The 14,339-nt window shown below is 70.1% G+C and carries 15 protein-coding genes; 7 read left to right on the forward strand and 8 right to left on the reverse strand.

Features of this window, described 5'->3' with window-relative positions:
- Nucleotides 1-19: 19 nt before the first annotated feature.
- From ACX1D0_RS06450 to ACX1D0_RS06460, 3 genes are read right to left on the reverse strand one after another with little or no spacing between them, the layout of a single operon-like run.
- Nucleotides 20-1,000 carry a cation diffusion facilitator family transporter gene (locus tag ACX1D0_RS06450; protein WP_459020052.1) on the reverse strand — a complete coding sequence of 327 codons (981 nt, stop codon included), beginning with the start codon at nucleotides 998-1,000 and terminating at the stop codon, nucleotides 20-22.
- Nucleotides 997-1,479, reverse strand: a complete 483-nt coding sequence (locus ACX1D0_RS06455; protein WP_459020053.1) for a transporter substrate-binding domain-containing protein — start codon at nucleotides 1,477-1,479, stop codon at nucleotides 997-999. Before ACX1D0_RS06455 ends, ACX1D0_RS06450 begins: the two co-directional genes overlap by 4 nt.
- Nucleotides 1,480-1,491: 12 nt before the next feature.
- The gene (locus ACX1D0_RS06460; protein WP_459020054.1) at nucleotides 1,492-2,271 is read right to left on the reverse strand and encodes a TrmH family RNA methyltransferase; all 780 of its coding nucleotides are present in this window, start codon (nucleotides 2,269-2,271) and stop codon (nucleotides 1,492-1,494) included.
- 54 nt (nucleotides 2,272-2,325) lie between these two features.
- Between ACX1D0_RS06460 and ACX1D0_RS06465 the strand changes: the two genes are divergently transcribed.
- Nucleotides 2,326-4,047: a chorismate-binding protein gene (locus ACX1D0_RS06465; protein WP_459020055.1), complete on the forward strand. Its 1,722-nt coding sequence runs from the start codon at nucleotides 2,326-2,328 to the stop codon at nucleotides 4,045-4,047.
- Entirely contained in the window at nucleotides 4,044-5,015 is a 972-nt protein-coding gene (locus tag ACX1D0_RS06470) for a bile acid:sodium symporter family protein (RefSeq protein ID WP_459020056.1), read from the forward strand. The genes ACX1D0_RS06465 and ACX1D0_RS06470 overlap by 4 nt, the downstream gene beginning before the upstream one ends.
- Here ACX1D0_RS06470 and ACX1D0_RS06475 read toward each other — a convergent pair.
- From ACX1D0_RS06475 to ACX1D0_RS06495, 5 genes are read right to left on the reverse strand one after another with little or no spacing between them, the layout of a single operon-like run.
- The gene (locus tag ACX1D0_RS06475; RefSeq protein ID WP_459020405.1) at nucleotides 4,991-6,178 is read right to left on the reverse strand and encodes an SPFH domain-containing protein; all 1,188 of its coding nucleotides are present in this window, start codon (nucleotides 6,176-6,178) and stop codon (nucleotides 4,991-4,993) included. The genes ACX1D0_RS06470 and ACX1D0_RS06475 overlap by 25 nt on opposite strands.
- 60 nt (nucleotides 6,179-6,238) lie before the next feature.
- Complete coding sequence (locus tag ACX1D0_RS06480) at nucleotides 6,239-6,715, reverse strand: NfeD family protein (RefSeq protein WP_459020057.1); 477 nt, start codon at nucleotides 6,713-6,715, stop codon at nucleotides 6,239-6,241.
- Nucleotides 6,712-7,497 carry an ABC transporter ATP-binding protein gene (locus ACX1D0_RS06485; RefSeq protein ID WP_459020058.1) on the reverse strand — a complete coding sequence of 262 codons (786 nt, stop codon included), beginning with the start codon at nucleotides 7,495-7,497 and terminating at the stop codon, nucleotides 6,712-6,714. The genes ACX1D0_RS06480 and ACX1D0_RS06485 overlap by 4 nt, the downstream gene beginning before the upstream one ends.
- A 47-nt stretch (nucleotides 7,498-7,544) precedes the next feature.
- Nucleotides 7,545-8,318 (reverse strand): enoyl-ACP reductase FabI, encoded by a 774-nt coding sequence (gene fabI, locus ACX1D0_RS06490; RefSeq protein ID WP_459020059.1) that lies wholly within the window; start codon nucleotides 8,316-8,318, stop codon nucleotides 7,545-7,547.
- Nucleotides 8,319-8,331: 13 nt separating this feature from the next.
- Nucleotides 8,332-9,042: a beta-ketoacyl-ACP reductase gene (locus tag ACX1D0_RS06495; protein ID WP_459020060.1), complete on the reverse strand. Its 711-nt coding sequence runs from the start codon at nucleotides 9,040-9,042 to the stop codon at nucleotides 8,332-8,334.
- A gap of 69 nt (nucleotides 9,043-9,111) precedes the next feature.
- On the opposite strand from ACX1D0_RS06495, the gene ACX1D0_RS06500 reads away from it, so the two are divergent.
- From ACX1D0_RS06500 to ACX1D0_RS06520, 5 genes are read left to right on the forward strand one after another with little or no spacing between them, the layout of a single operon-like run.
- Nucleotides 9,112-9,426 carry a DUF3099 domain-containing protein gene (locus tag ACX1D0_RS06500; protein ID WP_459020061.1) on the forward strand — a complete coding sequence of 105 codons (315 nt, stop codon included), beginning with the start codon at nucleotides 9,112-9,114 and terminating at the stop codon, nucleotides 9,424-9,426.
- A complete protein-coding gene (locus ACX1D0_RS06505) occupies nucleotides 9,427-10,191 on the forward strand; it encodes an SURF1 family cytochrome oxidase biogenesis protein (protein ID WP_459020062.1) in 765 nt (254 codons plus the stop codon).
- Entirely contained in the window at nucleotides 10,188-10,979 is a 792-nt protein-coding gene (locus ACX1D0_RS06510) for a putative RNA methyltransferase (protein WP_459020063.1), read from the forward strand. Before ACX1D0_RS06505 ends, ACX1D0_RS06510 begins: the two co-directional genes overlap by 4 nt.
- Before the next feature lie 25 nt (nucleotides 10,980-11,004).
- Nucleotides 11,005-12,369 (forward strand): glycoside-pentoside-hexuronide (GPH):cation symporter, encoded by a 1,365-nt coding sequence (locus ACX1D0_RS06515; protein ID WP_459020064.1) that lies wholly within the window; start codon nucleotides 11,005-11,007, stop codon nucleotides 12,367-12,369.
- A complete protein-coding gene (locus ACX1D0_RS06520; protein WP_459020065.1) occupies nucleotides 12,347-14,314 on the forward strand; it encodes an alpha-glucosidase in 1,968 nt (655 codons plus the stop codon). The genes ACX1D0_RS06515 and ACX1D0_RS06520 overlap by 23 nt, the downstream gene beginning before the upstream one ends.
- The last annotated feature ends 25 nt before the right edge of the window (nucleotides 14,315-14,339 follow it).

Consider the following 14,339-nt stretch of genomic DNA (forward strand, 5'->3'; position numbering starts at 1 on the left):
GCCGGCCCGGCGCGTCTCCTCAGGACGGGGTGCGATCCAGCGCGGACAGCCCGTGGGGGATCTCGTCGGTGACCACCACCACAGTGTCGATCGCCTTCCAGTCCACGTCGCAGCACCGTTGGCGCAGTTCCTCGACCCGACCGACCGAGAGGGACGCCCCCTCGACAGGGACGACGAAGACCTCGCTGTGGAACACGTGGCCCATGTCCCGGGTCCGCACGGCCGCCTCGGCCACCCAGTCGGTGCGCAGCGCGGCCTCGCGCAGCTTCGCGATCACCGGGTGCGGGTCCTGGGATTCGATCGGCGTCGCCCTCGCGTCGAGGAGGGCGGCGACGGCGCCACGGAGGTTGGTGACGCCGTCCTTGACGATGCTGGTCGAGACGAGGACCGCGGCCAGCGAGTCCGCCCACCACAACCCGAACCCGATGCCCACCACACCGGCGACGGTGGCAAGTCCCGTCTGCCAGTCTGCCTTCAGCATGTCCGCGTCCGCGGCGAGCACCTTGTCGTGCAGCTTCTCGGCCAGCTTCAGCTTCATCCGTCCGAGGATCACGGGCGGGATGGCGCTCAGCGTCATGACGACGATCATCAGCCAGCCGGACCAGAGGGTCTGGCCCAGCAGCATGACGGCACCGACGGGAGGCCGCGCCCCCGTGACGAGGCCGGATGCGCCGTTGTAGAGCAGCGAGAGCCCGAAGGTCAGCAGCGCGACAGCCGAGACCAGGTGCCCGGCGGCGATCGCCCGATGATGCCCGTAGGGATGCTCGGGGCTGCGTGGCCGTGCGGCGCGTCGCACTCCGATGAGGAACGCGATCGGCGGGAGCAGTGCGAGCGAATCCTCCACGAAGGCGGTGCGCATGGCCTGCGACTGACCCGCCACCATCCCGACCGCCGCGATGATGACCCCCATCACCACCAGGGAGATCCACTCCAGTCGGATCGCCTTGTGCAGCAGGGCGGACTGTTCGGGGGGCAGGGCCGACGGCGTCACGCTGGTCATGCCTGGTGCCCCTCCGCGATGAGGAAACGCTCCAGGTTGGTCAACAGCGCATTCTCCCCCATCCTGACGGCGAACACGAGCTTCTCCGCCTTGCCGTCGGATCCGATCGTTCTCGTGTGCGGGCGGGTGAAGGCGGCGTGGGTGGACCACGGCGAGTCGGATGCCAGGCCCCCGATGACGAGGTCCAGCTGCCCGAGCTTCACCAACTCCATCAGCTCGCTCTCGGCCCCCTCGCGCCACTCGACGGTGGCTCCGATGCTGTCGGCGTAGGCCTCGATGATCTCGGCCTCGTCCCCGCCCACCCTTCCGTCGTCGGACACCTCGGTGAACGGTGGGTGATCGGAGACCCCCACCAGCAGCGGCCCGCCGCGCGCCCGCTCGAGCGTCCCGTCAGGGTCACGGGGGAACCCTGGTTCAGCGCAGCCCGACAGCGTGACCATCAGGACGACAGCCACGCACCGCCTGACGATGCGCTCCATCGTCGCAGTGTGTCACGGGGCCAGCCGATAGGCCAGGATCGCGGCGGCGGTCGCCACGTTGAGCGAGTCCACGGCCGGGGTCATAGGGATGGTGACGTGGTGGTCCGCCGCCGACAGCCACGCGGCGCTCAGGCCGCGACCCTCGGTACCCAGAAGCAGGGCCACCCGCTCCGGCGCATCGAAGGAGGCGAGATCGACGGCGCCGGGCGAGAGGGTGGAGGCCACGAGGGCGAATCCGGCCGCGCGGAGCCGGTCCAGGTCCTCGTCCGAGGACATCCGTCGCCACGGTAACGTCAGCGACGCCCCCATGGAGGCCTTGATGGCGCGGCGGTAGAGCGGGTCGGCGCTGCCGGGTGAGACGAGCACCGCGTCCCACCCCAGGCCCGCCGCCACGCGCACGATCGCCCCGATGTTGGCGTGGTCGACGATCTCCTCACACACGATCACGCGGCCGGCCCCGGCGATCGAGTCCCACGACGCCTCCGCCGGCCGGCCGAACGAGCCCAGCGCGCCGCGGTGGACGTGGAAGCCGCTGACGCGCTCGATCAGCGCCTCCGTGGCCACGTACACCGGCGTGTCCGGCCAGTCGTCGAGGAGGTGCCGCACCCCGGACAGCCACCGCGGTTGCAGCAGGAGCGACCGGGGCGCACACCCGGCAGCGAAGGCCCGCTCGATGATCTTGACGCCCTCGGCGATGAAACGTGCGCCGTCGCCGCGGCGCAACTGCGCGTCCCGGAGTCCGACGAAGTCCGCCAGCCGCGGATCTGAGGGGTCGGTGACGTCGATCAGCACGCACCGACGATACCGCCGGACCGCCCTGCGGACGATCGGGATAGCCTTGCGGCCATGGACCCGTTCGTGCTGCTCGACGACGCCCGTCGTGGCAGCGCGACCCTGCTGACGGGGTTGCGGCGCGTCACACCTGTCACCCTCGGCACCGTGGACGCCGCGCTGGCCACCGGATGGGCCGAGGGCCTGCACTGCTTCGCCTGGCTGCCCTACGAGTTCGGCGAGGCGATCGCAGGCCTGCGCGACGAGGGGCACGGCGCCCTGTACTGGTTCACCGACCGCGCCGCCGCCGACCCCCTCGCCGTCCTGCCCGCGGATGCGCACGCCTGGCTCGCCGACGTGGCCCACGACGTCGACTTCGCCCACTTCTCGGCCCGGGTGGCCGACGTGCAGGAGGCCATCGCGGCCGGCACCAGCTACCAGGCCAACTACACCCACCGGGTGACCGGCCGCCTCGTCGGTTCCCCCGAGGCCCTCTACGCCCGGCTGCGCGAGCGCCAGCCCGTGGCCTACCGGGTGTTGGCGCACCTGCCGCCCCCCGCCGCGCCCTGGACGCTGAGCCTCTCCCCGGAGCTGTTCATGCACGTCGAGGGCGGCACGGCCGTGGCGCGGCCGATGAAGGGCACCGCCCCCGCCGCCACCGACGCCTCAGCCCTGCGCGACGACCCCAAGAACCGCGCCGAGAACCTCATGATCGTCGACCTGCTCCGCAACGACCTCAGCCGCGTGGCGGTGCCGGGCACCGTCGGAGTGTCGCGGCTGTTCGAGGTGGAGCGCGTGGGTGGCCTGTGGCAGATGACCAGCACCGTCAGCGGGCGGCTGGTCCCGGGCACCACGCCGTCAGGCCTCCTCGCGGCGACCTTCCCGTGCGGGTCGATCACCGGGGCGCCCAAGCTGGCGAGCATGCGGCTGATCCGGAATGTGGAGCGCGAGGGTCGCGGCCTGTACACCGGCAGCCTCGGACTCCTGGAGCCCTCCGACGACGACCTCGGCTGGCGGATGCACCTCAGCATCGCCATCCGCACGCTCGAGATCGACGCCGAGGGGGCGGTCCGGCTCGGTATCGGCTCGGGCGTGGTGGCCGACAGCACCGCCGACGCGGAGTGGGCCGAATGCCTCGCGAAGGCAGCCTTCGTCGCGACACTCGAGCCCACCGTCACCCTCAAGGAGACCCTGCGGGTCGTCGACCACACCGCGACGCTCGGTCAGCGCCACCAGGCTCGACTGAGCGCCTCCGCCCGCGAGCTGGGTTTCGCGGCCGTCGGTGGCGTGATCGACGAGGCCGTCCGCGCCACCCCCGCCGGCCGGTGGCGCGTCGCCGTCGACGTGTCGCCCGACGGCTCCTTCAGCGTTGCGCGCACGTCCCTGGATGACGTCGTCTCGGACGTGCTCGTCCGGCTGGCCGACCACCCCTGGGTCCCGGGCCCTCTGGCCCGGCACAAGACGTCCGCCCGCGCGCTGTACGACGAGGCCATCAGTGACGCCGACGCGGTGGGCGCATTCGACACCATCGGGTTCGACGACGCCGGTCGTGTGCTGGAGGGCGGCCGCACCTCGGTGTTCGCGCACCTGGACGGGCGCTGGGTCACGCCGCCGCTCGACCTCGGGGTGCTCGACGGCGTGCAGCGGGCCGCCGTCCTGGCCGATCCAGGACTCCTCGGCGCCGCGGCCGTCCACGAACACCCCCTGACGGTGGCCGAGCTTCGCCGCGCCGACGCCATCGTCGTCACCAACGCCGTGCGCGGGGTCCTGCCCGCCCGGCTGGAGGCGCACCAGTGAAACTGAAGGTCGACCCGATCCTGGTCATCATTCTCGCCACGCTCGCGCTGGGCCTGCTCCTGCCGGTCAGCGGCCGCCCCGCCGAGGTCCTCGACGTGGTGACGCGCGTCGGCATCTTCGTGCTGTTCTTCGGCTACGGCGCACGCCTCTCCGCGGCGGAGACCCGCTCCGGGATCAGGAACTGGAAACTCCACCTGGCCATCCTCAGCACCACGTTCGTGGTGTTTCCCGTGCTCGCCCTCCCCGTCCTCGCGATTCCGGACTCGGTGCTGTCGGCGCCCATCCGGGTGGGGCTGATCTTCCTGTGCCTGGTGCCGTCGACGGTGCAGTCGTCGATCACCTTCACCTCCCTGGCCGGCGGGAACGTGGCGGCGGCGATGGTGTCGGCCACCGCGTCGAACGTGCTGGGCGTGGTGATCACCCCGCTGCTGGCGATGGCCTTCATCCCGACGGCCAGCGGCGGATCCATCGGCTTCGAGCAGGTGTGGGGCGTGGTGCTGCAGCTCCTGCTGCCCTTCGTCCTCGGGCAGCTGTCCAGGGTGGTGACCGCCGGCTTCATGGCGACGCACCGGAAGCGGCTCAAGCTCCTGGATCAGGCAGTGATCATGCTCATCGTCTACGGCGCCTTCTCCGAGCTGCGCGTCTCCGGCGTGTGGCGCGAGATCGGATGGCGGGACCTCGCGCTGCTGATCCCCCTGGCACTGGCCCTCCTGGCCCTCATGTTCTGGTTCACGTGGGCGTTGGGCGGGTGGCTGGGCTTCCCGCGCGAGGATCGGATCGCCCTGATGTTCTGCGGCACCAAGAAGTCGCTGGCCACGGGGGTCCCCATGGCCAGCGTCCTGTTTCCCGGGGCCACCGTCGGCGTACTGGTGATCCCCCTGATGCTCTTCCACCAGGCACAGCTCCTGGCCAGCTCGGTGCTGGCCACGAGACTGCGCGAAGGTCAGGCCGGGGGCCCGAACGGGTGAGGCTGGCCCTCGCCCTCATCGCTGACCGGCGCCGGCTCGTCGACGTGGTCCTCCAGCAGATGCTCGCCGGCGGACAGCTGGCGCTGCTCCTCCCTGGCGCGTGACCTGGAGATCGACTGGCTGGCCCGATGGGCCCGGCGCGACGCCGCTCGGCCCGCATCCAGCGCCTGGGCGTCGGCGATGGCCTGCTCGACCGTCTCCGACGACCGCTGCCGGTCTCGCTCGGCCTGAGCCTCGATCTCCGCCTGCACGTCCACCATGGCTGGCGCCTCGAACTTCTGCGCCGCCTGGGACACGTACTCGCGGATGCCCTGCGCGTCGGTCACCTGGCCGAGGCCCTTGAGCGCATCGTTGAGTTCGCTCGGGATGATCCATACCTTGTTCGAATCCCCGGAGGCCAACTTCGGCAGCATCTGCATGTACTGGTAGGCGAGCAGCGCCTGGTCCGGCTCGGCGGCGTGGATGGCGTTGAACACGCGGGTGATGGCCTGGGCCTCGCCCTCGGAGCGCAGCATCTGCGCCTGCCTGTCCGCCTGGGCGCGCAGCACGGCGGCCTCCCTGTCGCCTTGGGCGCGCAGGATGGCGGCCTCGCGGTCACCCCCGGCCGAGAGGATCTGGGACTGGCGCTGGCCTTCGGCGATGAGGATCGATGCCCGCTTGTCGCGCTCGGCGCGGGCGCCCTTCTCCATGGCGTCGCGGATGGTGGGCGGCGGCTCGATGGCGCGCAGCTCCACCCGGTTGACCTTGATGCCCCACTTGCCGGTGGCCTCGTCCAGGACCATGCGGAGCCGCTGGTTGATCTCCTCGCGGGAGGTCAACGCTGCCTCCAGGTCCATGCCCCCGATGATGTTGCGCAACGTGGTCATGGTGAGCTGCTCGATGGCGGCGCGGTAGTTCTGCGCCTCGTAGGCGGCACGCACCGGGTCCACGATCTGGAAGTAGATGACCGAGTCGATGCTCACCATGAGGTTGTCCTCGGTGATGACCCCCTGCGGCGGGAACGGGACCACCTGCTCGCGCATGTCCAGCGTGTAGCGGACCTGGTCGAAGAACGGCACCACCAGGTGCGGGCCGGGTTCCAGCGCCTTGCGGAACTTGCCGAGGCGCTCCACCAGCGCGACCTGCTGCTGGCGGATGATCTTGAGGGTGGCGGCCAGCATCATGACGATGAGGATGGCCAGGGCGACGAGCACCCAGACAGTGATGTCGGGCATTGCTTTCTCCTAGCTGTCGAGTTGTCGACGTGCGGGATAGACGATCAGGGTGATGCCATCGAGACCGTAGACCTCGATCTCCTCGCCGGCATCGATGACCACCGACGGGTCGAACGAGCGGGCCTCCCAGATCTGGCCCTCCACCTTGACCTCGCCGCTCCTGCCGGTGATCTCGCCGAGCGCGCGGCCCGAGGCACCCACCAGCTTGTCCAGCGACGAGCGGTACCCGGGTGCCCTTCGGACGCGCTCCAGCAGCGTGGGACGTAGCAGGAACAGCGTCAGCACGGCGGTGGTGAGCGCGACGAGGACCTGGAGCCAGACGAGCCCCGGGATGATCAGGGCGGTCACCCCACCTGCGAGGGCCCCCGAGGCCAGCATGAGGAGCGTCAGGTCCATGGTGAGCAGCTCGGCGGTGGCGAGCAGCGCCGCGAGGATCCCCCAGCCGGCCCAGAGGTTGGCGCGGACCCAGTCGAGGAACTCGTTCACCGACGGCTCCTCGCGCTCCAGCGCACGCCGTCGTGGGTGACCTGCAGGGGCATGTCGAACGTGCGGCTGAGGTTCTCGTCGGTGAGGGTGCTGCGCAGCGGGCCGTCGGCGACCACGCGGCCGTCGCGCATCAGGAGACAGTGGGTGATGCCCTCTGGGATCTCCTCCACGTGGTGGGTCACCAGGACCGTGGCCGGGGAGTCGGGGTCCTGGCACAGGTCCGAGAGCGTGTCGACCAGCGCCTCCCGGCCGGCGAGATCCAGGCCGCCGGCAGGTTCGTCCAGGAGCAGTAGCTCCGGGTCCGTCATGAGCGCCCGCGCGATCTGCACGCGCTTGCGCTCCCCCTCGCTGAGGGTGCCGAAGGTGCGGTCCCGCAGCTGGCTCACCCGGAGCGAGCCGAGCAGCTGGTCCGCCTGCGTGATGTCGTACTCGTCGTAGTCCTCACGCCAGCGTCCGACGATGGCGTAGGCGGCCGACAGCACCACGTCGCGCACGAGCTCTTCCGCGGGGATACGGTCCGCGAGCGCCGAGGAGGTCAGGCCGATGCGCGGCCGCAGCTCGAAGACGTCGACGGTGCCCACCACCTCCCCGAGGATCCCCACGATCCCGTCGCTGGGATGCAGCTGGGCGGACAGGAGTTGCAGCAGGGTGGTCTTACCGGCGCCGTTGGGGCCGATGACGACCCAGCGGTCCGACTCGCCGATGACCAGGCTCACGTCGTCCAGGAGAGTGGCGCCGCCACGCCTGATCGACACACCCGCAAGTTCTGCCACCGCTGCCATGCCCCCAACCTACCGGACGCTGACAGCGGTCGACTGCAGGCGTGCGGTCAGGCTCCGGTGGAATGCAGCCCGCCGTCGACGTGGATCATCTCGCCGGTGGTGGCCGGGAACCAGTCGCTGAGGAGCGCGACGACGGCCTTGGCCGACGGGACGGCGTCCGAGGTGTCCCAGGGCAGCGGCGAACGCGTCGACCAGGTGTCGTTGAACGACCCGGCCCCGGGAATGGCCTTCTTGGCCACGGTGTCCAACGGACCGGCCGCCACCAGGTTGCAGCGGATGCCGTCCGGGCCGAGGTAGCGGGCCAGGTAGCGCGAGGTGGACTCCAGCGCGGCCTTCGCCACACCCATCCAGTCGTAGGTGGGCCAGCTGATCCGGGCGTCGAAGGTGAGGCCCACCACACTGGCGCCGCGGTTCAGCAGCGGCTTGCAGGCCATGGTGAGGGACTGCAGCGAATAGGCGGAGATGTGCAGGGCTGCCCCGACCGTCTCCCAGTCGGTGGTGAGGAACGCGCCTCCCAGGGCCTTCTCCGGGTGGGCGTAGGCGATCGAGTGCACGATGCCGTCGAGGCCGCCCTCGAAGTGCTCCGCCAGCACGCCCGGGAGCGCGGCGAGGTGCTCCGGGTCCGTGACGTCCAGCTCGATGAGCGGCGGCACCGGGTCCAGCTTGGAGATGGCCCGCTGGGCTGGGCCGATGGCGCGCCCGGCCGCTGAGACCACGATCCTGGCGCCCTCGCGCTGCGCGATCTCCGCCACCGCGTAGGCGATGGAGGTGCGCATGGTCACGCCGGTGACCAGGATGTTCTTACCTTCGAGGAGACCCATCGACGGTCCTTTCTCAGTGACCCATGCCGAGGCCGCCGTCAACAGGGATGACGGCGCCGGAGATGTAGCCGGCGTGCTCGCCGGCCAGGAATAGTGCGGCCTGGGCCACGTCGTCGACGCTGCCCAACCGGCCCGCGGGGATCCGCTTGGTGTAGTCCGCGATGGTGTCCGCGGGCAGCACTGCGGTCATGTCCGTCTCGATGAACCCGGGTGCGATCACGTTGGTGGTGACGTTGCGGGTTCCGATCTCGCGGGTGAGGCTGCGCGCCATGCCCACGAGCGCCGACTTCGACGACGAGTAGTTGATCTGGCCCGGCGAGCCGAGCAGGCCCACCACGGACGAGATGAGGATGATCCGGCCGAAGCGGCCGCGCATCATGGGGCGGCTGGCGCGGCGAACCACGCGGAAGGTGCCGGTGAGGTTTGTGTCGATCACGGACTGCCAGTCCTCGTCGGACATGCGCATGAGGAGGGTGTCCCTGGTGACGCCTGCGTTGGCGACGAGGATCTCGACGGGGCCAAGTTCCGCCTCCACCTGCGCGAACGCCTGATCCACCTGCCCCTGGTCAGTGATGTCACAGGTCACGCCGAGCACGCCGTCTGGGACGCCGCCCGATCGATAGGTTGCCGCGACACGGTAGCCGGCGTCGCGGAACGCCTCGGCGATCGCTCTGCCGATGCCCTTGGATCCTCCGGTGACGAGGACGACTCTTGATTCAGCCACGGGAGCAACCTACCTTAAGCCGCCCCGCTGCGGCGGGGCCGCCGCGGAGCGCGGACTATGCTGGCGGCCATGGCCAAGGATCGCGACGCGACGCTGATCACCAGCGCGGGTCGCGGCCGGTCCCTGGACCTGGAGGAACGACAGCGGCGCTACCTCATCACCATGGGCGTGCGGACCGCATGCTTCCTGCTGTTCCTCGTCGTTCCGGGATGGTGGAAAGTGGCGGCCCTGGGTGCCGCGGCGCTCCTGCCGGCGTTCGCCGTGCTGTTCGCCAACAGCGCGGACCACAGGCCGCCGCCCGTGGTCCCGGCCGACGAGCCGGATGTGACTCACCCTGCCATCACCGGCGGAGACGTGGTGCGCGGCACCGTTGAGGAGGACTGAGTGAGCAGGCAGGTCAGGCGCTGGATCGCGATGGGCGTGTTCGCCGCGATCCTGGCCACCGTCTTCGTCATGCTCGGCCAATGGCAGTTGCGGCGCCTCGACGAGCGGCGCGCGAACAACGCGGTCGTCGAGGCGCACCGCGACCTCCCCGTCGCTCACTACACCGAGGTGATGACCGGCCCCATCACCGACGCGGACCAGTGGTACCGCGTCACCGCCACGGGCAGCTACGAGCCGGAACAGTTCCAGGTGCGCTACCGCTCGCTCGACGGCGCGTACGGCAGCGAGGCGGTGGCCGTCCTCCGGACCAACGAGGGCGACCTCCTCCTGGTCAACAGGGGCTTCCTCGTGCGGCAGCCCGGCTATCCCGACGGCGTGCTCCCGGCCCCGCCGCCGGGCGAGGTGACCGTCACCGGATTCGTGCGCCGCAACGAGCGCGGTGACGAGGGCGCCATGACGCCGCACGAGGACCAGATCCGGCTGATCAGTTCCGACGCCCTCGGCGCCGCGATGGGCGAGGACCTCGTCGACGGGTACGTGGCGCTGATCGAGTCGACGCCCGCGGAGACGGACGTGCTGCGGACCCTGGCCGAGCCCGACCTGAACGAGGGGCCCCACCTGAGCTACGCCCTGCAGTGGTTCGCGTTCACCGTCATCGGCGTGGTGGGCATGGTGGTCCTCGTCCGAGCAGACCTCCGCGACCGGAGGAGGGAGCAGTCCCCGCCCGGTGTCGCGCCCCCACGCCCGGCGCACCCCTCCCGGTGAGCGGGTTCGACTGGCTGCGCTGCCCGCACTGCGCGGAGCCGCTCACCCGCGGCGACGGAGCGCTGCGCTGCTCCACCGGCCACGCCTTCGACGTCGCACGCCAGGGGTACGCCAACCTGCTCGGCCGGGCGGCTCCCGCCAACGCCGACACCCCCCGGATGCTCGACGCCCGCGCCCGCTTCCTCGCCGCCGGCCACTACGCGCCCCTCGCCGACGCCGTCGCGGCCCGGCTCGACGGCGCCCTGCGGATCATCGAGGTGGGCGCGGGAACGGGGCACTACCTGGCCCGGGCGCTGGACGCACACCCCGACGCCGAAGGGCTGGCCACCGACGTCTCCGTGGCGGCCGCGAAACGCGCCGCGCGGGCCCATCACAGGGCCATGTCGATCGTCGCCGACACCTGGGCCGGGCTCCCCCTCCGCGACGGCGTCGCCGACGCCGTGCTCTGCGTGTTCGCCCCCCGCAACCCGTCCGAGTTCGAACGCGTCCTCGCACCCGGCGGGCGCCTCGTCGTGGCGGTCCCCACAGCCGCCCACCTCGCCGACGTCCGCGCCCACTACGGGCTTCTGGGCGTGGCCGCGGACAAGGCCGAGACGGTCGCGGCGTCGCTGCCCGGCTGGGACATGGACCGCCCGGAGACCCTCACCGCGCCACTGGACCTGACCGCCGCTGAGGTGGCGGATCTCATCGCCATGGGACCCAACGCCTTCCACGGCCCGCCCCCTTCCACCGCCCCGGCGTCGACGCGCCTGGCGGTCACTGTCCTCACCCTCACCCGCCCCCGATGACCGGCGCAGGTCCTACTGTGTTCGCATGACCGCGACGCGCTGGGGTTTCGGACTCGGCACCCTCGGCCGCGACATGCTCGCGGCGCTGGTGTCGCTGTACCTCATGTTCTACCTCACCGAGGTGCTCGACGTGTCCGGCGCACAGCTGGCCGCCGTCACCGTGATCCTCGTGGTGATGCGCGTCTTCGACGCCGTCAACGACCCGGTCATGGGCGTCGTGGTGGACAACACCCGCAGCCGGTGGGGCAAGTTCAAGCCCTGGATCCTCGTCGGCGCCGTGCTGTGGGGGGCGGCCAGCCTGCTGATGTTCGCCGATCTCGGCATCGACGGCTGGGCGTACGTGGTGCTGTTCACGGCCGTCTACCTGGTCTACGAGGTGGCCTACACCATCAACGACATCTCCTACTGGTCCATGTTGCCGTCACTGACGCAGGACCAGAAGGAGCGCGAGAAGATCGGCGTGGTGGCGCGCATAGCCGCCAACGTCGGTCTGTTCGCCATCGTGGTGGCGCTGGTTCCCCTCACCGGCTGGCTGAGCAGCGTGTTCGGCGACGCCAGAACTGCCTGGTTCGCGCTGGCTGTCGGCCTCGTCGTGGTCATGCTGGCGTTCCAGACGCTGACGCTGCTGTTCACCCGGGAGCGTGTGGCCGGGCACCGGGAGACCACGCCGCTGCGCGAGCTGTTCTCGGTCATCGCGGGCAACGACCAGCTGCTGTGGGTGACGCTGGCCATGGTGTCGTTCATGGCGGGCTACCTCACCACCGCATCCTTCGGGCTGTACTACTTCAAGTACTACTTCCTCGACGAGGGCGCCTACTCGATCTTCGCGGCCGTCCTCGGCGTGTCCCAGATCGCAGCGCTGGCCCTGTTCCCCCTGGTGTCCAAGGTGCTTCGCCGCTCCAGGATCCACCTGCTCGCCACGCTCATGTGCGTGGCCGGCTACCTCGTCTTCCTCGTCTCCGGCACCTCGCTCCTCCTGGTGGGTGTGGCCGGGGTGCTGCTGTTCGCCGGGCAGGGCGCCATCCAGCTGCTGATGGTGATGTTCATCGCCGACTCCGTCGAATACGGCGAGTGGAAGCTGGGGCGGCGCAACGAGTCCGTCACGTTCTCCCTGCAGCCGTTCATCTACAAGCTGAGCAACGCCGTCGCCAGCGCCGTCGTCGGCGCCACGCTCATCTGGTCCGGCATCGACGTGGCCCGCACACCGGAGGACGTCACCGGCGAGGGGCTCACCATCCTGCGCCTCGCGATGCTCGTCCTTCCCCTCATCCTGATCATCGTGAGCTATGTCGTCCTCCGCGCGAAGTACCGGCTGCATGAGGAGTTCTACGCCACCGTCGTGGATGACCTGTCCGAGAGGAACGCCCGTGTCAACGAGGCTGCTGACTAAGAGCCACACCGTCCGCCAGCTCTACCGCCACCCGGTGGGCCGGGACATCATCGACAAGCTCCTGCTGCAGACCGGGCTGCCGAGGCGCCTGGTCTACACCATCGAGTGGATGCGGCTGAAGTGGGTCGAGCGGCTCGTGGAGCCGCTGACCGGCCCAGGCATGCTCGACGTAGTCCTGGACCTGGTCAACTCGGAGCGTGACCGTCCCCTGCACGGTATCGCCCCACACCCCACCCCGTGGTGGCGCGAGGCCGTGTTCTACCAGATCTATCCCCGATCCTTCCGGGACGCGTCGGGCGACGGGGTGGGCGACATCCAGGGCGTGATCAGCAAGCTGGACTACCTCCAGGACCTCGGCGTCGACTGCGTGTGGCTCTCCCCCATCTTCAGGTCCCCCAACGAGGACATGGGCTACGACGTCAGCGACTATCGCGACGTCAACGAGGAGATGGGCACTCTCGAGGACGTCGACCAGCTCATCGAGGCCTGCCACGAGCGCGGCATGCGGCTGATCCTCGACCTCGTGGTCAACCACACCTCCGCCGAGCACGAGTGGTTCCAGAAGGCGGTCGCGGATCCCGAGGGTCGCTACGGCGGCTACTACTTCATGGTGGAGGGCGACCCGGACACCCCCCCGAACAACTGGACCTCGTTCTTCTCCGGGCCGGGCTGGAAGTGGATCCCCGAGGCGCAGCGCTGGGTGCTGCACCTGTTCGCCGACGGGCAGGTGGACCTCAACTGGGACAACGAGGAGGTCCGCGACGAGGTGGCCGACATCGTGCGCTACTGGATGCAGCGCGGCATCGACGGGTTCCGCCTGGACGTGATCAACTACATCTCCAAGAAACCGGGCCTGCCGGACGGTCACCCGTTCATCGGGAAGGTGCTGGAATTCGTCGGCGTCGAACACTACTTCTACGGACCCCGCCTGCACGAGTTCCTCCGCGGACTGCGGCGCGACGGGTTCACCCGGCGGGAGCGGCCGGTGTCCTCGCCCCGCCGTCGGCTCCCTGACGGCACCCTCGCCGACCCGCTGCCCCCGGACATGATCGGGGTGATGGTGGGTGAGACGCCCGGCATCGGGATGGAGCTGGGGCGGCTGCTCAGCGGGTACGGCCGCGGCGAGCTGGATCTCATCTTCAACTTCGACGTGCTCGACAATCCCGGGCACGTGCGCTGGGACTCCTACCGGTATCACCTCTACTACCTCAAGAGGTTCTACCGCGCCTACGATTCGCACCTCTCGCCCAACGACTGGATCGCGGTGTTCCTGGACAACCACGACAACCCCAGGATGCTGAGCAAGTTCGGCATGGGTCTCGAGAGGGACCCCGCGGTGCGGACGTCCATCGGCAAGATGCTGGCCACCATCCAGCTGACCATGCGCGGCACGCCCTTCCTCTACCAGGGCCAGGAACTGGCCGCCATCAACCAGACGTTCGTCGAGGTCGGGCAGCTGCGCGACGTGGAGTCCATCAACCGGCACCAGGCCCTGGTGGACCGTGGGATGGCCGACGACGAGGCGTGGGCTCAGATCCTGGCGGGCTCGCGGGACCACTCGCGGGTCCCGATGAGGTGGACCCCCGACGGGGGGTTCAGCGACGGTACGCCGTGGCTGGTGGGCACCGACGCGGAGGAGGGCTTCTCTGCCGAGGAACAGGTGGCGGACCCGGATTCGGTCTATGCCTGGCACAAGGCGCTGATCCAGCTGCGCCGCAACCACCGCGCCCTGACCATCGGGGCGTTGAAGTGGGTGCATCCGCACCACAAGTTCTACTTCGCCTACTACCGCAAGCTCGGCGACGAGGTGTTCCTCATCGAGTGCAACACCTCTGCCAGGCAGCGGCCCCGGCCGCACGTCGGCGGCAGGATCGTGCCGGTGATGGGAGGCGCCCGCTCGGCCGTGATGGAGCCGTGGGAGGCGACCGTCAGCCGCGTGTTCTGACGCAGGACATCAGAGCCTCAGGAAC

The sequence above is a fragment of the Tessaracoccus pujii genome (genome assembly GCF_054483895.1).

Coding starts and splice junctions, on each gene's coding strand:
- ACX1D0_RS06465 (WP_459020055.1), top strand. CDS start 2,326: ATGGACCCGTTCGTGCTGCTCGACGACGCCCGTCGTGGCAGCGCGACC.
- ACX1D0_RS06485 (WP_459020058.1), bottom strand. CDS start 7,497: ATGGCAGCGGTGGCAGAACTTGCGGGTGTGTCGATCAGGCGTGGCGGC.
- ACX1D0_RS06475 (WP_459020405.1), bottom strand. CDS start 6,178: ATGATGCTGGCCGCCACCCTCAAGATCATCCGCCAGCAGCAGGTCGCG.
- ACX1D0_RS06450 (WP_459020052.1), bottom strand. CDS start 1,000: ATGACCAGCGTGACGCCGTCGGCCCTGCCCCCCGAACAGTCCGCCCTG.
- ACX1D0_RS06455 (WP_459020053.1), bottom strand. CDS start 1,479: ATGGAGCGCATCGTCAGGCGGTGCGTGGCTGTCGTCCTGATGGTCACG.
- ACX1D0_RS06515 (WP_459020064.1), top strand. CDS start 11,005: ATGACCGCGACGCGCTGGGGTTTCGGACTCGGCACCCTCGGCCGCGAC.
- ACX1D0_RS06500 (WP_459020061.1), top strand. CDS start 9,112: ATGGCCAAGGATCGCGACGCGACGCTGATCACCAGCGCGGGTCGCGGC.
- fabI (WP_459020059.1), bottom strand. CDS start 8,318: ATGGGTCTCCTCGAAGGTAAGAACATCCTGGTCACCGGCGTGACCATG.